Origin of the sequence: Pseudomonas sp. NBRC 111127 (genome assembly GCF_001320345.1) — a bacterium.
GTDB classification, from domain to species: Bacteria; Pseudomonadota; Gammaproteobacteria; order Pseudomonadales; family Pseudomonadaceae; genus Aquipseudomonas; species Aquipseudomonas juntendi.
The window spans coordinates 1-20,973 of record NZ_BCBD01000094.1 but is presented as its reverse complement, the minus strand read 5'-3'; the positions used below and the strand labels follow the sequence as shown (position 1 = coordinate 20,973).

The window sequence follows — 20,973 nt, the reverse complement described above, 5'->3', positions numbered from 1 at the left end:
CATGGCCGGCGAAATGCCCAGCGACAGGGCGCACACCACGGCCCCGCCGACGATGCCGCAAAGCATGGCGACGAACGTGAGCAGCGGCAGGGTAATCAGCAGGGCCAGCACCCGGGGTACCACCAGCAGTTCCATGGGGTTGAGGCCCAGGGTGCGGATCGCGTCTATTTCCTCATTGGCTTTCATCGAGCCGATCTGCGCGGTAAATGCGCTGGCGGTGCGGCCGGCCATGAGGATGGCGGTGAGCAACACGGCGAACTCGCGCAGGAACGAGAACGCCACCAGGTCGACGGTAAACACCGTTGCGCCGAAGTCGGCCAGCACCGTGGCGCCAAGGAAGGCCACCACGGCACCCACCAGAAAGGTCAGCAAGGCCACGATTGGCGCGGCATCCAGCCCTGTCTGTTCGATGTGGGCGACGACCGGGGTGATGCGCCAGCGGTGTGGCTGTAGGGCACGGCGTAGCAACGTTTCGAGGATGACGCCGATGAAACCGAGCAGTTGCATGCTGTCTTGCCACAGGGTGCCGACGGCGCAGCCTATACGCTCCAGCAGCAACAGCAGCACGTTGCGCTCGGGCTCCTTGACCGGGATGCAGTAGTCCTGGACTGATTGGTAGACATTCTTCAGCAGCGCCCGGCTGGCTTCCGGCAGGTCGTGGGTGCAGCGCGACAGACGCTCGGTGCCGAGCAGTTCGGCCAGCAGCGACGCACCGGCCGTGTCCAGGCGCCCCAGCTGGCTGAGGTCGGCGACGGTGTCGGGGGTGTATTGCGCACGCAGCCGCTCGCTGTCGCGTTTCAGGCTGGCGTAGTGCGCCAAGGTCCAGTCACCGGCAATGCGCAGGCAGGCCGGTTGACTGCTGGTATCCAGAGTGAGGCTGGGGGTGGTCATAGGCTCCATGCAACTGACTCGGCGCTAAGGCTCAGGGGCTGATCATAGCGCAGCAGGCCGGGGCTGTTTGGTGATTATGTGCTGTGTACCAGCAGGTGTTGATTACCCGGCTGGCGCATCGTCGACCACCTTGAAGCGCAGTACGCCAATCACTTGGCCATCCTCGGTCAGAACCCGCACCTGCCACCTCCCCACCGGGTTGGGTGGGAAGTTCTGCTTGTGCGTCCAAGCCCGGTAGCCTTCCTTGCGCCCACCGTGGATGTCGAGGGCAATGCGGTCCACCTCCTGGCCGTCCTTCTGCCACACGTGGTAGATCCGCTCATTCAGGCCGCGTGGTGCGTTGATGGCGGTATAGGCGTACAAGCCGCTGCTGCGAATGCTGCTGGCGGCAATTTCGTGCAGCGACTCGCCTGGCTGGCGGTTCAGCACTTCGGTGCTCACCGCCACCTCGGTCATCCACAGGGTTGCCGGCGGTACCCAGGAGCGCAACAACCAGCCGCCAGCACCCACCGACAGCGTGACCAGCAACAAGGCCACAGCCCGGCGCCAGTTGTTGATCGGAAAACTGCTGGCCAAGCTGGGAAACGACAGCGCCATGGCGATGATCAGCGCCAGCTTGAAGCTTTGCGCGGTGGTCAGGTGGACGATGATCGGCAGCGCCGTGAGCAACGCAGCGAACAGGGTCAGGGTATGCAGCGCCAGGAACAGCCAGCGCCGCGGAGCCAGCCATTTGTAGTACAGCGGGTCGATGATCGACACCAGGCCGGCAGCGCCGAGCAGGCCGGTGAACACCAGCTGGCCGCTGTTCCAGGTCGTGGTGATGAAGAAGAAGGGCAAAACGAAGAACAGTGTTTCCTGGTGGATCATCTGCGTGGCGTAGCGCAGCAGTGGCTGCGGGATTTCGCGGTTGAACGTGCGCGCGAACAGGCCGGTGAGTGTGTTTTCCAGCATCAGCCACACCCAGCTCACCAGCATCAGCACGGCAACCCAACTGGCCAGGCCGGCCTGGCGGTCGACCAGGATGAAGCTGCCGATGCCGGAAAGAAAACCCCCAAGCGCGATGATGCCGGGATAGCGTTTGAGCAGTTCGATGATGCGCTGGACGATGCTGGGGATCTGGGGCATTGGCTCTACAACAGGAGAGAGTTGGGTGGCTGTGCCGGCCGCTTTGCGGGTAAACCCGCGAAGAGGCCAGTACTGGCAAAAGAATACCGCTGATTCACCGCCGGCGTGTAGCACCGCTCGGCCGCTGTGGGCCATGCCGCCGCCAGCGCAACAGCCCCGCGGCCACGATCAGCCCTACCAACAGGGCACCCAGCCCATAGAATTCGTCATAACCGAGCAGCGGCTTTTCAATGCGTACGTAGCCGTCTTCCTTGAGCAATTCCCGCAACGCCTGGTTGGCTTGCTCCAGGGTGACCTGGCGCAGTTTGCGCACCGGGTTGGTGAAGCGGCCGTCGGTGTAGTCGTTCAGCGCTCCCCAGTAGTAGTCGGCCAACGCACTGTTGCCTTGGGTGCTCCAGCTTTCCTTGGCGACACTGGCATCCTTGATGCGGGCGAACGTATCCGGGTCCAGCCCCTCTTTGCGCAGGTGCTTGAACAACCGCTGCATGACCGCTACGGCCTTGTCGATGTCATCGCGCTCCAGGTCGGCATTGACGCTGAGCAGGCCGGTGTCACCGAAGCTTTCGCGCTGCACCGAGGGCCCATAGGACAAGCCATTGCGCAGGCGCAGCTGGTCGTAGATGGCCCAGTCCAGGTAGCGTGCCAGCAGGTCGAGGGTGGCCTGGTGGTCGTTGTCCAGTACCGGCTCGATGAAAAGCCAGTGCAGTTTCACGCTGTCACCGAGCCAGCCACGGGTCAGATCGCGACGCTGCTCGGCTTGCTGGGTGATGCTATCCAGGTTGCGGCGCTCTTCTGGCTCGGTAGCCGGCAGCTCGCCAAACGAGCGTTCCAGATAGGCTGGCAACAGGCGGTCCAGGCCACCGACCATGATCAGGGTCATGTTGTTGGCGGCGTACCAGCGGTCGCGCAGGGCCTGGACCTGTTCCAGGGTCATGTCGTCGACGTTGGAGCGCTCTGGGCACTTCAGGCCCAGCTCGGTGGCCAGTTGGTCGCTGGCGGGGTGGCCGATGTCCTGGCGGTCGAGCCAGCGCTGCAGGTGGCCGTAGTGGCCGCCATCCTCGCGTTCGATGATGCGTTTGGCGGTGGCCAGGGCCTTGGCATCGATGTGGGTATCGCGGATGACCGCCAGCAACAGGTCGAGTACCTTGCGCTGGTTGCGCGCCGGTGCTTCGATGACGAAAGTGGTATCGGCACTGCTGGTAAAGGCGTTCCATTCCCCGCCCAGCGCCTGCAGGCGCTCTTCCAGGCCGCCTTCGCCGGTTTCATCGATGCCGCTGAACAGCAGGTGCTCAAGCAGGTGCGGCAGCTCTTTCTGCTCGCAATCGAAATCATCCAGCCCAACCCCGACCACCAGGCGTATCGCCACATGGTCACGCTCGTAGCCATTTTTCAGAATCACCTGCAGGCCGTTGGGCAACAGGTAGCCTTCCACCCGCGACCGGTCGAGGGCGAAAGTGGGCAGGCTGCAGATCAGGATGCAAACGAACATCAGGCAACGCATGGGCGAGCTAGGGTCCTCAGCTAGGCAGAATCATGGCTGGCTTCGTCTGGCACACTGTCGAGCATCAACCCGCCGGTGTCCGAGCCGCCCAGTACCACATAGGCACTGCTACAGAACAAAGAGTTCAAACGCTTCATGTCGGCGATCAGCTCCAAGTGTAGCGAACTGGTCTCGAGGCTTTGCATGACTTTGCGCTGCAGGCGGCTGACGTGGGCGTGGGCCAGGCGCCGCTCCTGGGCCCGGAACCGGCGTTTTTCACGCAGCAGCAAGCGGGCGCTTTCCGGGTCGGCGCTGAGGAACACCGACAAGCCCAGGCGCAGGTTGGCCAGCAATTGTTCCTGCAGGCCGGTCAGCTCTTCCAGGCCGACCTGGGAAAACTCACGGCGCTGGCTGGTCTTCTGCTGCTGGACCTTGCGCAGCATGCGTTCGATGAGGTCGCAGGCCAGCTTGAGGTTGATAGCCACTTCGATGATTTCCGCCCAGCGACGGTTGTCTTGCTCGCTGAGGTCCTCGCGTGTCATCTGCGCCAGGTACAGCTTGATCGCGCTGTACAGGGCGTCGGCATCTTCGCCCAGGGCGCGTACCTGCTGGGGCAGCGCCGTCTGGGTGCCCCGCAGGGCCCCCAGCATGGCTTCGAGCAGGCTGTCGACGATGTCGCCCAGGCGCAGGGTTTCCCGTGCGGCATTGGCCAGGGCCAGGCTGGGGGTCTCCAGTGCGGACGCGTCGAGGTGGCGCGCACGGATCTGGCCGTTGCTGTGTTCCCGCTCGGGCAGCAGCACATTGCACAACCGACCCATGGGGTTGACCGTGGGTAGCATCAGCAAGCAACGGGAGGTGTTGTAGAGCAGGTGGAAGCCGATGACCAGCTCTTGCGGGCTGAAGCTCAGCGAGTCCATCCAGCCTACCAGCGGGTGCAGTACGGGAATGATCAACACCAGGCCGATCAGCTTGTACAGCAGGCTGCCCAAGGCCACCCGGCGGCCGGCGGCGTTCTGCATGCTGGTGCTGATGAACGCCAGCAGGCCACTGCCGATGTTGGCGCCGACTACCAGGCCAATGGCCACCGGCAGGCTGATGACCTCGGCACCGGCCAGGGTCGCCGTGAGCAGAACGGCCGCCAGGCTGGAATAAGAGACCATGGCGAACATCGCCCCGACCAGGGCATCGAGCATGATGTCGCCCGTCAGCGAGGCAAACAGCACCTTCACGCCCTGGGCATGGGTGATGGGCGCGGCGGCCTGTACGATCAGCTCCAGCGCCAGGATGATCAGGCCCAGCCCGATACCCACCCTGCCCAATTGGCCAGCCCGCGTCTGTTTGCGCGAAAGGAAGAAGATGACGCCGAGGAAGATCAACAGCGGCGACAGCCAGGATAGGTCGAACGTGAGTACCCGGGCCATCAGCGCAGTGCCGACATCGGCGCCGAGCATGATTGCCAAGGCGGGGGTCATGGCCATCAGGCCCTGGCCGACGAACGAGGTGACCAGCATGGCCGTGGCGTTGCTGCTTTGCACCATGGCAGTGACCAGAATGCCGGCAATGAATGCCAGCGGGCGCTTGTTCATGTTCTGGCCAATGATGCGCCGCAGATTCGAGCCGAATACCCGAAGGATGCCGGTGCGCACGATATGGGTGCCCCAGACCAGTAGCGTTACGGCCGAGAGCAGGTTGAGCAGGGTCAGCATGGCGAAGGCCCCCTGAAGCACAGGCCCATGGGGCCAAGGGAAGAAACGTGAGCGTTCGAATAGGTTTTCATTGCTCACTCAAAGCTTTAGCTGTTTTGCGCAGTGCTTGCCAGCTTCGCACGGTAGTCATCAATTTGAAACATACCGTGAATGAATCATTGCCGGTCTTGCAGGCGCCACGTAGCAGCCATTCAAAAATGAAAAAGGGGCCCCGAAGGGCCCCCGCTGTCCTGCACGTTCCGCTCTTACTGACCCGGAATGTCCTTGCGCAGTTTCACTGGGTCATGCTCTTTGCCGTCCTTGCGGGCCAGGGCAGTGCGCATGCGAATGTTGATGGCCTCTACCGCCAGCGAGAAGGCCATGGCGAAGTAGACGTAGCCTTTGGGCACGTGCACGTCGAACGCTTCGGCGATCAGTACGGTACCGACCACGATTAGGAACGACAGTGCGAGCATCTTCAGCGATGGGTGCTTGTCGATGAAGTTGCTGATGGCGCCGGCGCACAGCATCATCACCAGTACGGCCACGACGATGGCAGCGATCATCACTGGCACGTGGGACACCATGCCTACCGCGGTGATCACCGAGTCCAGCGAGAACACGATGTCGATGATGGCAATCTGAATGATGGTGTAGAAGAACTTGCCACCTGCGCCTTTGGGCGCTTCATCGTTTTCGTCCTCACCTTCCAGGCCGTGGTAGATCTCTTGCGAGCTTTTCCACAGCAGGAACAGGCCGCCGAAGAACAGGATCAGGTCACGCCCGGAGATGCCCTGGCCGAGCACCACGAACAGGTCGGCGGTAAGGCGCATCACCCAGGTGATCGACAACAGCAGCATGATGCGGGTGACCATGGCCAGGGCCAGGCCGAAGATCCGGGTGCGCGGCTGCATGTGCTTGGGCATGCGGCTGACCAGGATCGAGATCATGATGATGTTGTCGATCCCGAGGACGATCTCAAGCGCGGTGAGGGTAAAAAAGGCAACCCAGATTTCCGGGCTGGTCAGCCATTCCATGTTGTTTCCTTCGAGCGGTAAAGGCGACGCGCCCTGCAGGGCGCGTCGCGGTGGGGTAATACGCGTTTATTAAAGACTACTGAACAGCGGGAAAATGCCCATCAGCAGCGCGGCGAACATTATGCACAGGCACACCAGCACTGCCCACTTGAGCGTGAAGCGCTGGTGATCGCCAAACTCGATACCGGCCAGGGCTACCAGCAGGTAGGTCGAGGGTACCAGTGGGCTGAGTAGGTGTACCGGCTGGCCGACGATCGATGCGCGGGCCATTTCAACCGGGCTGATGCCGTAGTGGCTGGCGGCCTCGGCCAACACTGGCAAAACCCCGTAGTAGAACGCGTCGTTGGACATGAAGAAGGTGAACGGCATGCTCACGATTGCGGTGATCACTGCCATGTAGGGGCCCATCGCTTCAGGGATGACTGCCAGCAGGCTCTTGGACATGGCATCGACCATGCCGGTGCCCGACAGAATGCCCGTGAAGATGCCAGCGGCGAAGATCAGCCCGGTGACTGCCAGCACGCTGCCGGCATGGGCGGCGATGCGGTCTTTCTGCTGTTGCAGGCAGGGGTAGTTGACGATCATGGCAATGCTGAAAGCGATCATGAACAGCACCGGCAGCGGCAGGATACCGGCGATCAGCGCGACCATCAGGGCGGCAGTCAGCGCGCCATTGAAGTACAGCAGCTTGGGGCGGCGGGCTTCAGGGAATTGCGAAACGGTGATATCGCTATGGTCGGTGTCATCGGTTGGCAGGTGCAGTTCACCCAGGCGGGCACGCTCACGCTTGCCGTACAGGTAGGCAATGGCCAGGATGGCCAGGATGCCGAACAACATGGCCGGGATCATCGGCACGAAAATATCCGATGGGTCCACGTGCAGGGCGCTGGCGGCACGTGCGGTCGGGCCGCCCCAAGGGGTCATGTTCATCACGCCGCCGGCGAGAATGGTCAGGCCGGCCATGATTCGCGGGCTCATCCCCAGGCGGCTGTACATCGGCAGCATGGCGGCGCAGCAAATCATGTAAGTGGTGGCGCCATCACCGTCGAGCGAAACCACCAGGGCCAGTACGGCGGTACCCACCGAGACTTTCAGCGGGTCGCCCTTGACCAGCTTGAGGATCTTGCGCACGGCCGGGTCGAACAGGCCGGAGTCGATCATCAGGGCGAAATACAGGATCGCGAACATCAGCATCACGCCGGTAGGCGCGAGCTTGCTGATGCCCTCGAGCATCATCGGGCCGATCTTGGCGGAAAAACCGCCGAACACGGCGAACAGGATCGGTACCAGGATCAGCGCGATCAAGGCCGACAGGCGCTTGGTCATGATCAGGTACATGAAGGTGATGACCATGGCAAAGCCGAGGAAGGTCAGCATGGCAATACTCCAGGCGTGGCGCTACGAAAGGAACGTCGATTCGGGCGGGTCAGCGCGTTTGGCGCTGCACGGGGAGCATGCGGAGGGGGATTGCGCGAAGGCGGGCACAGGAATACATCAGGATCACCATTGTTGTTGTTGATTGGGCCGGGCGCGGTTGTTACCGGGTGCCCTGGCTGACCGGTCTTGTGCCGGTGGTGGCGCTATCCTATGAGCACAAGCTTTCAGCCAGCTTTCGCTGAAGCAAAGGCGACGAGAGGTAGATGATGCAGCATGTGACCGAGGGTGGCTGCCATTGCGGCGCGTTGCGGTATCGGCTGGCGGGTGACCTGACGGACATCGCCCACTGCCACTGCACGATCTGTCGGCGGGTAAGTGGTGGGCTGGTCGTGACCTGGCTCACCCTACCCCGCTCGGATTTCCATTGGTTAACGGGTAAGCCGAACTGCTACGTGGCCCCGCCCAGTTGCAGCCGTTACTTTTGTGGGCGGTGTGGGGCCCATGTGGCGCTGGTGACCACGCACAGTCCCGAGACCATCGATGTGACCGTAGCCACCCTCGACCACCCGGAGGGCGTGCGCGCCAACCGCCATATCTGGGTAGGCAGCCGGTTGCCTTGGCTGCACCTTGATGAGGATTTGCCGGGGGAGCACGGGGAACGCCTTTAAGATGCTGTGCTCGTGCTGCGGGTCCTGCCGCTGGCAAGCCAACTCCACTAGGTGGAAGCCGGCTCGCCGCGGATAGGCGCCATTACAACTGCAGGCCACCTGCAGCCTTGTGCAGTGCCCGCAAATGCTCGCCTATCTGCTTCACATTGGCCTCTACCGCAGAAATTTCCCTGGCCCGCGAAGGGTCCAGCAGCGCCCTCACCTCCTTGTCCAGGTTGGTACTCAGGCGCAGCAACCGGGCCTGCCGTTCCTTGCTCTCCCGTTCCAGGCGTTCGCGTTCTTCGGGCTGCGGCAGTCCATAGCCTTTGCTGTCGAGCAATTCTGCCGGGCGGCTGAGGAAGCCGCTGTTGGCAAGCATTTGCTTGAGGGTGGCATCGGCCTTGTTGACGCTGCCATCTTTCAACGCTGCGGCATTCAGGTAGCGCTGCTTGACCTCGTCCTGGGCCAGCAACAGTTGCCGGCGCAGGCTGGCCTGCTCCAGCAGCAGCAGCGCAGCGCTGGTGCGCAGGTCGGCCTGGGCGAACCAGGGGCGACGTTGCTCGGCGCTCAAGGCCAGCCAGTCTTCTACCAGTTGCTGCTGGATCGGCAATTGCTTGCGCAGCACCTCGAACATGGCCTGGTACCGCTCGCGGTAGGAGTCGAAGCGGTAGCCCAGGCGCAGCGCCTCGCGGGGGTTGTCGAGCACGCTCGTGTCGGCCAGCCCCCTGCCCTTGAGCACGGCCAGCAAACCGTTGGGCATGATGCTGTCCAGGTCATTCAATTGCGGGTTGGCGGTGCCGCTGCGCAGCAACTTCAATGACTCTACGGCACAGTTGTTGGACAGGAACCAGTAGTTGCCGTCGTAGCTCCAGTGCATTTCGGCAGCCTGGCGCACCAGGTTTTCAACCTCTTCGCGGTTCAGCTTCAAGGGCACCGAGGCCAGGCTGCGCAGCTCTGTCTTGGTGTATTCGTCGATGACCTGGCCCAGCGGCAGCACGAACAGGCGCGATGGATAGACGCCGACCAGGCCGTCCCAGCTCGATAGCTGCACATCGTTGACGAACGCGCGGTATGACAGCACCAGGCTCTGGTCCAGGTCGAGGCGGCAGTCTGGCCCGCGGGGGCGGCCGGGTTTGCAGATGACCAGGCGCAGCATGCTGTGGCCCCAGCGGCTGACCAGGTTCTGGTTGGCTTCGGCCAGCAGGTAGTCCACTTCATAAACCCGTTCGGGGTCGATTTCGCCCAGTGGCTGGCGGGCGAAGTCGCTACCGGCGTTGATGAATGGCAAGCCCTTGGCGCAAGTGTTCTGTGGCGGCGCCCAGCCGAAATGCTCATGCAGGTACTGGTTGAGCGCCGGGCGGCGGCAACCGTAGCTCGGGTCCAGGAGGAAGTACTCCATGTTCACCGCGAGGTATTCCTTGGGGCTGCTGAGTTCATAGCTGTCGGGGCTGCGCACGAACTGGCCGTTGTGCTGCTCACGCTCACCCCGGCGGCCCACATATTGCGGCCAGCCGGCCAGGTCAAGCAGGCGTGGGTCATCGCTCAGGGTGAAGCGGCGCTCAGCCTGGCCGCGGCATTCCTCAGGCAGGCCGATTTTGCCCACGGTGCCCTGTTGGCGTTTACAGCGGGCAATCAGCGATCTTTCACGGCTGGGCCATAGGCGCGCACGGTCGTAGATATGGCTGAGCTCGTGCAGGACAGTGGCCAGTAGCTCTTGTCGCACGGTGCCATGAGGGCGGTTGGTGCGCTCAATGGTGGCACTGCCATCGGTGAGCCCGGGCAGCAGGCGACGGTTGAGCTGAAGCGTGGACACCAGTGTGGCCTGCCCATAGGCGTCGGCTGGCATGTTGTCGCTCCAGCTGACCTGCACGCGGCGGTCGAGTTGCTGCTTGAAGCGCGGGGGCAGCTTGGCCATGGCCTCGTCAAGCAGGGCCTGGCTGGCTTGGGTCTGCTGTGGGTCGAGGCCGGACGACTGCAGCTCGAGCTGCAGGCCGGCCAGGGCGGGCGTGCCGAGCAGCGTCAGGGCGCAGCCGAGCAACCAGGCACGCACGGGCTTCACAGTGCGAGGATGGCTTCGGCCAATACCTGGTCGCTGGCGCCGCGTGCTTCCGGAACGCGCTCGCGCAGGGTGGCGAGGGCAGCTTCGAGCTGCGCGCCACGGATGTCCCCGTTGCTGGCCACGAAGCTGGCTGCGTCGTCGTGGGCTTCGCGTACCACTTTCGAGTCGCGGATCGAAGTGGTGGTGTCCGAGGTGAAGTCGATCGAGCGGCCAAAGGCACGCACGATGATGTTGCTGGTGGCCACCAGGGTCTGTGCCTGGGCCAGGTCAGCCAGCAGCAGCATGCCGAGGGTAGCGGCAATCAGCGGTTTACGCATGGAGCATCTCCGAAAAATTACAGGGAGTCAGATGTAGTCATTGGACGAGAATTGCTTGCGCCAGTTCCAGATCGCCAACGCCCTGCCGTGCACAATTATGGCGTAATGATTCCAGGGCAGCTTCCAGCCGAGCACCGCGGATCTGGCCATGGGTGGCGACGAATACCGCGGCATCGTCACGGGCCTCACGCACCAATTTGCGATCAAAGGGTGCAGTGGTGACCTGGCTGGTGGCGTAGGCCGAGATCACCAGGCCTTGGGTAGTGGTGTCCATGGCATGGGCGCTGGCCATGCCGGCAAGGGAAAACAGCAGCGGCAACAGATAACGCATGGGCTCTACGACAACTGGAAGTAAGGGTGGCGAGGGCTGGCCTGGCGGTACGGGAGCACCCGGCACAGCCTGGGCGCTTGCCGGCGCTTAGATTGCCAGTATGGCCTGGGCCAGTTCGGCGTCGCTGGCCTGCAGGCTTGGCATTTGTGCGCGGATGTGCAGGAACGCGCTTTCCAGCTTGGCACCGCGGATATCGCCTTGGCTGCCTACGAAGCTGGCAGCGTCGTCACGGGCGGCCTGGACGATTTTATCGTCACGGAACGACGAAGAAACATCCGAGGTGGCGTCGGTGGACGCAGCTACTGCCCCTACTACAGCGTCAGTGGTGACGACGAAACTGGTGGCGTTTGCGGTGCCAGCCAGGCTCAGCATAAGAGCGGCGCCAATCAGATATTTACGGGACATTTCGTGCACTCCTGAACTCGGGTCGGGTGGTTCTGCTTATCGGACGCTCGCATTGCTGGTCGCGGTACTTATGACAGTGGTTTCTACCAGACTGCCAAGCCAAGCGTATCACGCGCGGGTGTTTCCAGATGTTAACGAAGAACGGGCTGTGAAACTGTATCGGTTAGGGTTTGTAATACACAAACTGTACCTGTTAAGCGCTTGGCGCTGACCTCTGCATGCCACAAACAAAAAACCCGTCGCAGTTGCCTGCAACGGGTTTCAGGAATTCGCGGTGCCGGCCGAAGCCGGCAAGCCGGTGCTTAGCGCCAGAAAGGCTTGCTCAGCTCTTCGTAACGCTGCGACTCGCTGATGCCAGCATCGGCCAGCAGGCGAGCGTCCAGGCGAGCCAGTTGACGGCGGCTTGCCATGCGGCGCTGCCACAGCAGCAGAGTGGACAGTGCGCGCAGCGGCAGCGATGCGTTGGATTGCTGGGCGTTGCTTTCAAAAACCAGACCGGAACTGAGGGTACGTTCCATGATGCTTCATCCTTCCGCTTATGGCGGGATTAGGTAGTGATTTAACTGATGCCAATGATCCTCCTGTCTTGTCCAGAACAGTAGATACAGTTCATGCGAAAGACGATGGCTCAGTTAACTGTGTAACCCTACTGTTGCACTCGAAACAGGCGCAACTGTACTGGTCTGCATCTTTATGGTGCATTTTTGGTGTGTGGCGATGTTCTGCAGGCTTGAAAGAAGCCTAGGACAGGTACAGTAGTACAGTTCTGAATATTCTTGTGTCTGGACGTGAAACGCGAATGGGCTGGAACAGCAGAAGCGGGGCTGCTGTTCCAGGCCGCCGCTGGATCAGCTCGCTTGCATGCGGCCGGTTTCTTCCAGGTTCTCGTGCCAACTCAGCGCTTCGCGCAGGATATGTGGCGTATGGCCGCCACGTTGGCAAGCGCGCTCGAAATAATCGTTCAGTGCCGCGCGGTAGTCTGGGTGCACACAGTTGTCGATGATCACGCGTGCCCGCTCGCGCGGGGCCAGGCCACGCAGGTCGGCCAAACCTTGTTCGGTGACCAGGATGTCCACGTCGTGTTCGGTATGGTCCACATGGCTAACCATTGGCACCACACTGGAAATGGCACCGCCTTTGGCAATCGACTTGGTAACGAATACAGCAAGGTGCGCGTTACGGGCGAAGTCACCCGAGCCACCGATGCCGTTCATCATCCTGGTGCCACACACGTGGGTGGAATTGACGTTGCCGTAGATGTCGAACTCCAGCGCGGTATTGATACCGATGATGCCCAAGCGCCGCACGACCTCCGGATGGTTGGAGATTTCCTGCGGGCGCAGTACGAGCTTGTCCTTGTAGCGTTCGAGGTTACCGAATACATCGGCATTGCGGCGGGTCGACAGGGTGATGGAGCTGCCCGATGCAAAACGCAGCTTGCCGGCGTCGATCAGGTCGAAGGTCGAGTCCTGCAGCACTTCGGAGTACATGGTCAGGTCTTCGAAGGGCGACTCGATCAAGCCGCACATCACGGCGTTGGCAATGCTACCGATGCCGGCCTGCAGTGGGCCGAGCTTGTTGGTCATGCGGCCAGCTTCCACTTCCTTCTTCAGGAAGTTGATCAGGTGGTTGGCGATACCCTGGGTTTCGTCATCTGGCGGCAACACGGTAGATGGCGAGTCCGGTTGGTCGCTGATGACGATACCCACGATCTTCGCCGGGTCGATCGGGATGGCGGTGCTGCCGATACGATCGTCGACCTTGACCAGCGGAATGGGCGTGCGGGTCGGGCGATAGGTGGGAATATAGATGTCGTGCAAACCTTCAAGGTTGGTGTTGTGCGAGAGGTTGATCTCGACAATCACCTGCTTGGCGAAGATGGCGAAACTGGCCGAGTTACCCACCGATGTAGTAGGTACGATGTGGCCCTGCTCAGTGATGGCCACGGCTTCGATGACCGCGATGTCCGGCAGCTTCAATTGCTGGTTGCGCAGTTGTTCGACGGTTTCCGACAGGTGCTGGTCGATGAACATCACCTTGCCGTCGTTGATGGCCTTGCGCAGGGTGCTGTCTACCTGGAATGGCATGCGGCGGGCCAATACACCGGCCTCGGTCAGTTGCTTGTCCAGGTCGTTGCCCAGGCTGGCGCCGGTCATCAGGCTGATCTTCAGTGGCGACTGTTTGGCACGTTCGGCCAGTGCATGCGGGACGGCCTTGGCCTCACCGGCGCGGGTAAAGCCGCTCATGCCGACAGTCATGCCGTCCTCGATCAGACCAGCGGCATCAGCCGCACTCATTACCTTGCTGTGCAGAGAGGACAAGCGGATACGGTCACGGTACATGGATTGTTATCTCGGGCTGCTGAAACTACTGCAGCGCAGTCTAGAGATTTCGCCCATTGCCGTCCCACGACCATGGTCGTATGAGAAGCCTCTCGGTAGAGCCGTTGATCCGGATCAAAAAAAAGAAAGCCCCGGTAGATGCTTACCGGGGCTTTCTTTATATCGGCGGGTTTGCTGCCGTGTTCTATTCCACTGCCTTGACCATGTCTTCGATGACCTTCTTGGCGTCACCGAATACCATCATGGTTTTGTCCAGGTAGAACAGTTCGTTATCCAGGCCGGCGTAGCCACTGGCCATCGAGCGCTTGTTGACGATGATGGTCTTGGCCTTGAACGCTTCGAGAATCGGCATGCCGGCAATGGGCGACTTGGGGTCGTTTTTTGCCGCCGGGTTGACCACGTCGTTGGCGCCCAGCACCAGTACCACGTCGGCCTGGCCAAACTCGGCGTTGATGTCTTCCATCTCGAAGACCTGGTCGTAAGGGACTTCGGCTTCGGCCAGCAGCACGTTCATGTGCCCAGGCATACGCCCCGCAACCGGGTGAATCGCGTACTTCACGGTCACACCGTTGTGGGTCAGCTTTTCGGTCAGTTCCTTGAGTGCATGCTGGGCACGGGCCACCGCCAGGCCATAGCCCGGAACGATGATCACGCTGTCGGCATTGCTCAACAGGAAGGTGGCATCGTCAGCCGAGCCGGACTTGACCGGGCGCTGCTCTTGCGAGCCTTGCGCCGCCCCCGCATCGGTATCGCCACCAAAGCCGCCGAGGATGACGTTGAAGAACGAACGGTTCATCGCCTTGCACATGATGTACGACAGGATGGCGCCAGAAGAGCCCACCAACGAGCCCGCGATGATCAGCATCGAGTTGTTCAGCGAGAAGCCGATACCCGCAGCTGCCCAACCCGAGTAGCTGTTGAGCATTGAAACAACCACCGGCATGTCGGCGCCGCCAATCGGAATGATGATCAGCACACCCATGACAAAGGCCAGGGCCAGCATCAGGGTGAAGGCACTGTAATGGCCGGTGAACGTGAACAGCAGGCCCAAGGCGATGGTGGTCAGGCCCAGGATCAGATTGAGCTTGTGCTGACCGGCGAACTGTACGGGTGCGCCCTGGAAGAGGCGGAATTTGTATTTGCCCGACAGCTTGCCGAAAGCGATCACCGAGCCAGAGAAGGTAATAGCACCAATGGCTGCGCCGAGGAACAGTTCCAGGCGGTTACCGGTAGGGATCGGGTCGCTGATGGCTGCAACGATGCCCATCGACTGCGGTTCGAGCACTGCGGCGATGGCGATGAACACCGCAGCCAGGCCGATCATGCTGTGCATGAAGGCGACCAGCTCGGGCATCTTGGTCATCTCGACCCGCTTGGCCATGATCGAACCGGCGGTGCCACCCACCAGCAGGCCGACCAGTACGTAACCGATGCCGGTCGTAGCCCCACCGTTGCCGATGGAGAGCGCCGCGAGCTTGTAGATGAGGCCAACCGTAGTGAGGATGGCGATGCCCATGCCGATCATGCCGAACAGGTTGCCGCGCCGCGAGGTGGTCGGGTGCGACAGGCCCTTGAGCGCCTGGATGAAGCACACCGAGGCGACGAGGTAGAGGAGCGTTACCAGATTCATGCTCATGCTTACTTCTGCGCCTCGTTCTTGGTTTTCTTCTTGAACATTTCCAGCATGCGGCGGGTGACCAGGAAGCCACCGAACACATTGACTGCGGCCAGGGCCACCGCCAGGGTGCCCATCAGTTTGCCGGCAGGGGTCACGGTCAAGGCGGCGGCCAGCATGGCACCGACGATGACGATCGCCGAGATGGCATTGGTGACCGCCATGAGTGGGGTGTGCAGCGCCGGGGTGACGTTCCACACCACGTGGTAGCCCACATAAATGGCCAGCACGAAGATGATCAGGTTGTAGATGCCGTGGGAAATCAGCATGTCTTCCATTGTCGTGCTCCTTAGCCGTTCTTGCGGACGACCTGGCCATCGCGGCACATCAGGCAGGCCGCGACGATGTCGTCTTCGAGGTTGATGGTCAGTGCGCCGTCCTTGTCGAACAGCAGCTTCATGAAGTCCAGCAGGTTGCGCGCATACAGCGCCGAGGCATCGGCGCCGACCTGGGCCGGCAGGTTGGTAGGGCCGACGATGGTCACGCCATGCGCCTGAACGACCTGGTCCGCCACGGTCAGCGGGCAGTTGCCGCCTTGGGCCGCGGCCAGGTCGATGACGACCGAGCCAGGCTTCATCTGGGCCACTGTTTCGGCACTGAGCAGGGTTGGCGCCTTGCGGCCAGGGATCAATGCGGTGGTGATGACGATATCCGCCTGCTTGGCGCGCTCGTGCACGGCCTGGGCCTGGCGTTGCATCCAACTGGCTGGCATCGGCCGGGCATAGCCGCCGACGCCTTCGGCGCACGCCCGTTCTTCGTCGGTCTCGTAGGGGACGTCGATGAACTTGGCGCCCAGCGACTCGATCTGCTCCTTCACCGCCGGGCGTACGTCGGACGCCTCGATCACTGCGCCCAGGCGCTTGGCCGTGGCGATGGCCTGCAGGCCGGCAACGCCCGCACCCAGGATCAGTACCCGGGCGGCTTTGACCGTACCGGCGGCGGTCATCAGCATGGGCATGAAGCGTGGGTAGTGATGGGCAGCCAGCAGCACGGCCTTGTAACCGGCAATGTTCGCCTGTGACGACAGCACGTCCAGGCTCTGCGCCCTTGACGTGCGGGGCGCGGCCTCCAGCGCGAAGGCGGTCATCCCGCGTTTGGCCATCTTGCCGATCAGTTCGCTGTTGAAGGGGTTGAGCATACCTACCAGCAGGCTGCCGCTGTTGATCAGGGCCAGTTCCTGGTCGTTGGGCGCGACCACCTTCAGGACCAGTTGGGCGCCGTATGCATCGGCTGCGGTCCCCAGGGAAGCACCCACGGCCTCATAGGCACTGTCCGGAATGGCGGCGTTGAGCCCTGCCCCCCGTTGAACGGTGACCTGATGGCCCTGGCCAATCAGTTTCTTGATGGTTTCGGGGGTCGCAGCGACCCTTGTCTCACCGGTCTGCGTCTCGAGAGGAACACCAATGTGCACGACTATTTCTCCTGCGGTGACCTTTGTTTTTGTCAAAGCCAGCGCACTGCGAATGGTGTGCTGGGTGGCTGTGGAGCGCCATCCCGCCGGATCCTGGGCGGGCGAAGCATTTTGCAGACGAACCCATAGGGCTTCAACCGGTTCTGGAGCGAAACGAAGTTAAAACTACAAGTCACCCTGTGACCGCTTGTCGCACGCATAAGGTCGCAGCCCATCAACTACGGGCTTTTGCCAGATTAGGAGAAAAAAACAAAAAAATTTTGGCCAGTTCGCTGATGGCTTGTTCGATGTCGCAAAATAACCCGCAAAGCCGCGTAGTCAGGACGGTTAACGGGTATTTTTGTGCGTACGTAACAGTTTACGAATATGCGACAAATACATATATCTGTAGGTGTTAAAAATAATTGACTACGGGGTCAGATTATCCCGTTCCTGGGCATATGCCTGCGCTTGGCTCACCAGCCAGTCACGGAATGCGCGCAGAGATGCAGACTCCACCTTGCGTTCTGGAATCATCAGATAGTAGGCCTTGTCGCTAGTCAGGACGTGTCTGTTAGCGACTACCAGCCTACCCTCCTGCAACTCGCGCTGGATCAGAAACGGCGGTATCAGCGCGACGCCCATCTCGTGCATGGCCGCTTGGGCAAGCATCGAAAACAGCTCATAGCGTGGGCCGGTCATGTCACGTTCCACATTCATGGCCACGCTGGCAAACCATTGCCGCCACGCGTACGGCCGCGTGCTCTGCTGCAACAGTGGCAGCTCAGCGATGTGCCGTGCTTCGAGCGTGCCTTGCCCGCCCAGCAGTGCCGGGCTGCATACGGGTAACGGGTTTTCCCCCATCAGCCGCTGCGACTGTGTGCCAGACCAGTCGCCATCACCAAAATAGATGGCGGCATCGAATGTTGTGTCCGCGAACAGAAATGGCCGGGTGCGGTTGGTGAGGTTCACGGTGACCTCCGGGTGGCGCTGCTGGAAGTCTTTGAGGCGCGGTAGCAGCCATTGGGTACCGAATGTCGGTACTACTGCCAGTTCGATCACGCTGGCGCCCTGCTGTCGCATCACTGACAAGGTGTCGCGCTCCACCGCGTCCAGTTGCGCGGCAACCTGGCGGCTGTACGACAGGCCCGCCTCGGTCAGCTTCACACCACGGCGCGAGCGGCGGAACAACTCTACGTTAAGGAACGTTTCCAGGCTGGCAATCTGTCTGCAGACGGCGCCCTGGGTCAAGGAAAGCTCCTGGGCGGCCTTGGTGAAGCTCTGGTGACGCGCAGCGGCCTCGAAGCAAACCAATGCAGAGGTGCTGGGGATCTTGCGTCGCATGTACGTCAACCTCACTCGTAAGGCCGCAAATGTGGCGGGTTTCTGATTTTCGAAGTGACAAAATATCACTATATGGTGCGCAATCCTCGTTTGTATCAGCGGGCAATCAGTCCTAGGCTCAAAGGCACATAGAAACTCCGCCCCCTTCTCGAGGATTCCGCTCATGGCTGGTAAAGCAAGCTTCAACTGGATCGATCCACTGCTGCTGGATCAGCAGCTCACTGAAGAAGAGCGCATGGTGCGTGACAGTGCGTATCAGTTCGCCCAGGGCAAGCTGGCCCCGCGTGTACTCGAGGCGTTTCGTCATGAGCAGACCGACCCGGCGATTTTTCGCGAAATGGGGGAAGTGGGCCTGCTGGGTGCGACCATCCCCGAGCAATACGGCGGCAGCGGCTTGAACTATGTGTGCTATGGCCTGATTGCCCGCGAAGTGGAGCGCATCGACTCCGGCTATCGTTCGATGATGAGCGTTCAGTCTTCGCTGGTGATGGTGCCGATCAACGAATTCGGTACCGAAGCCCAGAAACAGAAGTACTTGCCCAAGCTGGCGAGTGGGGAATGGATCGGTTGCTTCGGTTTGACCGAGCCTAACCATGGCTCTGACCCGGGCTCGATGATTACCCGGGCCAAGAAGGTCGAGGGCGGTTATCGCCTGAGCGGCAGCAAAATGTGGATCACCAACAGCCCGATCGCTGACGTATTCGTGGTGTGGGCCAAGGATGACGCTGGTGATATCCGTGGCTTCGTCCTGGAAAAGGGCTGGCAGGGCCTGAGTGCGCCTGCAATTCATGGCAAGGTCGGTTTGCGCGCGTCGATCACTGGCGAGATCGTCATGGATAACGTGTTTGTGCCGGAAGAGAACATCTTCCCCGATGTACGTGGCCTCAAAGGTCCGTTCACTTGCCTGAATTCGGCCCGTTACGGCATTTCCTGGGGGGCGCTGGGTGCTGCAGAGGCGTGCTGGCACACCGCCCGCCAATACACGCTGGACCGTCAGCAGTTCGGTCGCCCACTTGCTGCAAACCAGCTGATCCAGAAAAAGCTGGCGGACATGCAGACCGAGATCACGCTGGCGCTGCAAGGCTGCCTGCGCCTTGGGCGCATGAAGGACGAGGGCACCGCGGCGGTGGAAATTACCTCGATCATGAAGCGCAACTCCTGCGGCAAGGCGCTGGATATCGCACGCATGGCGCGCGACATGCTTGGCGGTAACGGGATTTCCGACGAGTTCGGTGTCGCCCGTCATCTGGTCAACCTGGAGGTGGTCAACACCTATGAAGGTACGCACGACGTGCATGCGCTGATCCTGGGCCGCGCGCAAACCGGTATCCAGGCTTTCTATTGATAAGGAGCCAGTCCATGGGCGCGTTATCACATCTGCGGGTGTTGGACCTGTCGCGCGTGTTGGCCGGTCCGTGGTCTGGCCAGATCCTCGCCGACCTGGGGGCTGACGTGATCAAGGTCGAGCGGCCGGGCAGTGGGGACGATACCCGCGCCTGGGGGCCGCCCTTCCTTAAAGGTGCCAATGGCGAGAACACGAGCGAGGCGGCTTATTATCTGTCGGCCAACCGCAATAAGCGGTCGGTGACGATCGATTTCACGCGGCCAGAGGGCCAGCGCCTGGTGCGTGAGCTGGCGGCGAAGTGCGATATCGTCATCGAGAACTTCAAGGTGGGTGGGCTGGCGGCCTATGGGCTGGATTACCAGAGCCTCAAGGCCGACAATCCGCGGCTTATCTATTGCTCCATCACCGGTTTCGGGCAGACCGGGCCTTATGCCCGGCGCGCTGGCTATGACTTCATGATCCAGGGGCTGGGTGGGCTGATGAGCCTGACGGGGCGCCCGGAAGGTGAGGAAGGCGCAGGCCCGGTCAAGGTGGGTGTCGCCCTTACCGACATTCTGACCGGGCTGTACTCAACGGTGGCTATGTTGGCTGCCCTCGCCCACCGTGACCAGACTGGGGTCGGCCAGCATGTCGACATGGCGCTGCTGGATGTGCAGGTGGCTTGCCTGGCGAACCAGGCAATGAACTACCTGACCACGGGCACGGCGCCCCGTCGCCTGGGCAATGCGCACCCCAACATCGTGCCTTATCAGGATTTTCCGACGGCGGATGGCGATTTCATTCTTACCGTGGGCAACGACAGCCAGTTCCGCAAGTTCGCCGAGGTGGCCGGGCAGCCTCAATGGGCGACTGACCCTCGCTTTGCCACCAACAAGCTGCGTGTGGCCAACCGGGCTGAGCTGATTCCATTGATTCGCCAGGCCACCGTGTTCAAGACCACGGCCGAATGGGTGAGCCAGCTGGAGGCAGCGGGTGTGCCGTGTGGGCCAATCAATGATCTTGCCCAGGTGTTCCGCGACCCCCAAGTGCTGGCTCGCGGGCTGGCGGTCAGTATCCCGCATGCGTTGGCGGGCAGTGTGCCGCAGGTGGCGAGCCCGATACGTTTGTCGGCAACGCCTGTCGAGTATCGGCTGGCGCCGCCTATGTTGGGTGAGCATACCGAGGTCGTCCTTGAAGAGGTGTTAGGGCTAGGAGCGGAAGAAGTGCGCCAGCTGCGCAGCGCTGGCGTGTTGTAGGGAATGCTGGTCTAGCTATATAGCGAGGAGGCCGCCAGGCCTCCCCGCTTTGCTTTTTAAGCGCCCTGAAAGTTTATTTGAATTAAAGGTTGACGCCCTCTCGAATCCCCTTATAATGCGCCCCACTTCCAGCGACAACGGAACGACAAACTCCTTGAAATTCAATGAGTTAATCGATTCGGAAAGCGCTGTAAGGGCTACGATCAAATGATCGAAAGCGGTTGAGATGATGGTTGACAGTGCTTCTAAACGCTGTATGATTCGCCTCCCGCTACGAGAGATCGCAGT

At 61.4% G+C, this 20,973-nt stretch carries 20 protein-coding genes; 3 read left to right on the top strand and 17 right to left on the bottom strand.

Annotated features, from left to right (window positions below; translation table 11 throughout):
* The 6 genes from APH30_RS17250 to APH30_RS17225 all read right to left on the bottom strand — a co-directional run.
* Positions 1 to 900 (bottom strand): ABC transporter permease (locus APH30_RS17250; RefSeq protein ID WP_054913243.1); only part of this gene is annotated, 900 nt, incomplete at its 3' end.
* 93 nt (positions 901 to 993) lie between these two features.
* On the bottom strand, positions 994 to 2,016 hold the full coding sequence (locus APH30_RS17245) for a DUF5924 family protein (protein ID WP_054913242.1): 1,023 nt from the start codon (positions 2,014 to 2,016) through the stop codon (positions 994 to 996).
* 94 nt (positions 2,017 to 2,110) lie between these two features.
* Entirely contained in the window at positions 2,111 to 3,517 is a 1,407-nt protein-coding gene (locus APH30_RS17240) for a pitrilysin family protein (RefSeq protein WP_009683567.1), read from the bottom strand.
* Between the two features lie 20 nt (positions 3,518 to 3,537).
* Positions 3,538 to 5,202 (bottom strand): Na/Pi cotransporter family protein, encoded by a 1,665-nt coding sequence (locus APH30_RS17235; protein WP_009683566.1) that lies wholly within the window; start codon positions 5,200 to 5,202, stop codon positions 3,538 to 3,540.
* 245 nt (positions 5,203 to 5,447) lie between these two features.
* A complete protein-coding gene (locus APH30_RS17230; RefSeq protein ID WP_029885361.1) occupies positions 5,448 to 6,218 on the bottom strand; it encodes a TerC family protein in 771 nt (256 codons plus the stop codon).
* Between the two features lie 69 nt (positions 6,219 to 6,287).
* Entirely contained in the window at positions 6,288 to 7,595 is a 1,308-nt protein-coding gene (locus tag APH30_RS17225) for a CitMHS family transporter (protein ID WP_054913241.1), read from the bottom strand.
* A gap of 266 nt (positions 7,596 to 7,861) precedes the next feature.
* On the opposite strand from APH30_RS17225, the gene APH30_RS17220 reads away from it, so the two are divergent.
* Positions 7,862 to 8,263 (top strand): GFA family protein, encoded by a 402-nt coding sequence (locus APH30_RS17220; protein WP_029885362.1) that lies wholly within the window; start codon positions 7,862 to 7,864, stop codon positions 8,261 to 8,263.
* Between the two features lie 82 nt (positions 8,264 to 8,345).
* On the opposite strand, the gene APH30_RS17215 is transcribed toward APH30_RS17220, so the two are convergent.
* The 10 genes from APH30_RS17215 to APH30_RS17170 form a co-directional block, all read right to left on the bottom strand.
* Positions 8,346 to 10,301, bottom strand: coding sequence for a DUF4105 domain-containing protein (locus tag APH30_RS17215; protein ID WP_054913240.1), 1,956 nt, complete (start codon positions 10,299 to 10,301; stop codon positions 8,346 to 8,348).
* Positions 10,298 to 10,618, bottom strand: a complete 321-nt coding sequence (locus APH30_RS17210) for a DUF2388 domain-containing protein (RefSeq protein WP_054913239.1) — start codon at positions 10,616 to 10,618, stop codon at positions 10,298 to 10,300. The genes APH30_RS17215 and APH30_RS17210 overlap by 4 nt, the downstream gene beginning before the upstream one ends.
* A gap of 37 nt (positions 10,619 to 10,655) precedes the next feature.
* Complete coding sequence (locus tag APH30_RS17205; RefSeq protein WP_009683560.1) at positions 10,656 to 10,949, bottom strand: DUF2388 domain-containing protein; 294 nt, start codon at positions 10,947 to 10,949, stop codon at positions 10,656 to 10,658.
* A gap of 87 nt (positions 10,950 to 11,036) precedes the next feature.
* Positions 11,037 to 11,354, bottom strand: coding sequence for a DUF2388 domain-containing protein (locus tag APH30_RS17200; protein ID WP_054913238.1), 318 nt, complete (start codon positions 11,352 to 11,354; stop codon positions 11,037 to 11,039).
* Between the two features lie 302 nt (positions 11,355 to 11,656).
* The gene (locus APH30_RS17195) at positions 11,657 to 11,872 is read right to left on the bottom strand and encodes a DUF1127 domain-containing protein (RefSeq protein WP_003256968.1); all 216 of its coding nucleotides are present in this window, start codon (positions 11,870 to 11,872) and stop codon (positions 11,657 to 11,659) included.
* A gap of 330 nt (positions 11,873 to 12,202) precedes the next feature.
* The gene (locus APH30_RS17190; RefSeq protein ID WP_029885367.1) at positions 12,203 to 13,696 is read right to left on the bottom strand and encodes an acetyl-CoA hydrolase/transferase family protein; all 1,494 of its coding nucleotides are present in this window, start codon (positions 13,694 to 13,696) and stop codon (positions 12,203 to 12,205) included.
* 184 nt (positions 13,697 to 13,880) lie between these two features.
* A complete protein-coding gene (locus APH30_RS17185) occupies positions 13,881 to 15,332 on the bottom strand; it encodes an NAD(P)(+) transhydrogenase (Re/Si-specific) subunit beta (protein WP_009683557.1) in 1,452 nt (483 codons plus the stop codon).
* Positions 15,333 to 15,334: 2 nt separating this feature from the next.
* Positions 15,335 to 15,649 (bottom strand): NAD(P) transhydrogenase subunit alpha, encoded by a 315-nt coding sequence (locus APH30_RS17180; protein ID WP_003256966.1) that lies wholly within the window; start codon positions 15,647 to 15,649, stop codon positions 15,335 to 15,337.
* Positions 15,650 to 15,660: 11 nt separating this feature from the next.
* On the bottom strand, positions 15,661 to 16,782 hold the full coding sequence (locus APH30_RS17175) for a Re/Si-specific NAD(P)(+) transhydrogenase subunit alpha (protein ID WP_054913237.1): 1,122 nt from the start codon (positions 16,780 to 16,782) through the stop codon (positions 15,661 to 15,663).
* 408 nt (positions 16,783 to 17,190) lie between these two features.
* Complete coding sequence (locus tag APH30_RS17170; RefSeq protein ID WP_054904518.1) at positions 17,191 to 18,105, bottom strand: LysR family transcriptional regulator; 915 nt, start codon at positions 18,103 to 18,105, stop codon at positions 17,191 to 17,193.
* Positions 18,106 to 18,268: 163 nt separating this feature from the next.
* Here APH30_RS17170 and APH30_RS17165 point away from each other — a divergent pair, with 163 nt between their 5' ends.
* Together APH30_RS17165 and APH30_RS17160 are read left to right on the top strand one after the other, a co-directional pair.
* Positions 18,269 to 19,450, top strand: coding sequence for an acyl-CoA dehydrogenase (locus APH30_RS17165; protein ID WP_054904519.1), 1,182 nt, complete (start codon positions 18,269 to 18,271; stop codon positions 19,448 to 19,450).
* 14 nt (positions 19,451 to 19,464) lie between these two features.
* Entirely contained in the window at positions 19,465 to 20,685 is a 1,221-nt protein-coding gene (locus tag APH30_RS17160) for a CaiB/BaiF CoA-transferase family protein (RefSeq protein WP_054913236.1), read from the top strand.
* A 15-nt stretch (positions 20,686 to 20,700) separates the two neighbouring features.
* On the opposite strand, the gene APH30_RS29320 is transcribed toward APH30_RS17160, so the two are convergent.
* Positions 20,701 to 20,973: hypothetical protein (locus APH30_RS29320; protein WP_218186810.1), on the bottom strand; the 273-nt coding region annotated here is incomplete at its 5' end.

Excerpts from the sequence above, each read along its gene's own strand:
- APH30_RS17190 (WP_029885367.1), bottom strand. The coding sequence starts at position 13,696 with ATGTACCGTGACCGTATCCGCTTGTCCTCTCTGCACAGCAAGGTAATG.
- APH30_RS17230 (WP_029885361.1), bottom strand. The coding sequence starts at position 6,218 with ATGGAATGGCTGACCAGCCCGGAAATCTGGGTTGCCTTTTTTACCCTC.
- APH30_RS17245 (WP_054913242.1), bottom strand. The coding sequence starts at position 2,016 with ATGCCCCAGATCCCCAGCATCGTCCAGCGCATCATCGAACTGCTCAAA.
- APH30_RS17165 (WP_054904519.1), top strand. The coding sequence starts at position 18,269 with ATGGCTGGTAAAGCAAGCTTCAACTGGATCGATCCACTGCTGCTGGAT.
- APH30_RS17240 (WP_009683567.1), bottom strand. The coding sequence starts at position 3,517 with ATGCGTTGCCTGATGTTCGTTTGCATCCTGATCTGCAGCCTGCCCACT.
- APH30_RS17200 (WP_054913238.1), bottom strand. The coding sequence starts at position 11,354 with ATGTCCCGTAAATATCTGATTGGCGCCGCTCTTATGCTGAGCCTGGCT.
- APH30_RS17225 (WP_054913241.1), bottom strand. The coding sequence starts at position 7,595 with ATGCTGACCTTCCTCGGCTTTGCCATGGTCATCACCTTCATGTACCTG.
- APH30_RS17170 (WP_054904518.1), bottom strand. The coding sequence starts at position 18,105 with ATGCGACGCAAGATCCCCAGCACCTCTGCATTGGTTTGCTTCGAGGCC.
- APH30_RS17205 (WP_009683560.1), bottom strand. The coding sequence starts at position 10,949 with ATGCGTTATCTGTTGCCGCTGCTGTTTTCCCTTGCCGGCATGGCCAGC.
- APH30_RS17180 (WP_003256966.1), bottom strand. The coding sequence starts at position 15,649 with ATGGAAGACATGCTGATTTCCCACGGCATCTACAACCTGATCATCTTC.
- APH30_RS17185 (WP_009683557.1), bottom strand. The coding sequence starts at position 15,332 with ATGAGCATGAATCTGGTAACGCTCCTCTACCTCGTCGCCTCGGTGTGC.
- APH30_RS17210 (WP_054913239.1), bottom strand. The coding sequence starts at position 10,618 with ATGCGTAAACCGCTGATTGCCGCTACCCTCGGCATGCTGCTGCTGGCT.
- APH30_RS17220 (WP_029885362.1), top strand. The coding sequence starts at position 7,862 with ATGCAGCATGTGACCGAGGGTGGCTGCCATTGCGGCGCGTTGCGGTAT.
- APH30_RS17195 (WP_003256968.1), bottom strand. The coding sequence starts at position 11,872 with ATGGAACGTACCCTCAGTTCCGGTCTGGTTTTTGAAAGCAACGCCCAG.
- APH30_RS17160 (WP_054913236.1), top strand. The coding sequence starts at position 19,465 with ATGGGCGCGTTATCACATCTGCGGGTGTTGGACCTGTCGCGCGTGTTG.
- APH30_RS17235 (WP_009683566.1), bottom strand. The coding sequence starts at position 5,202 with ATGCTGACCCTGCTCAACCTGCTCTCGGCCGTAACGCTACTGGTCTGG.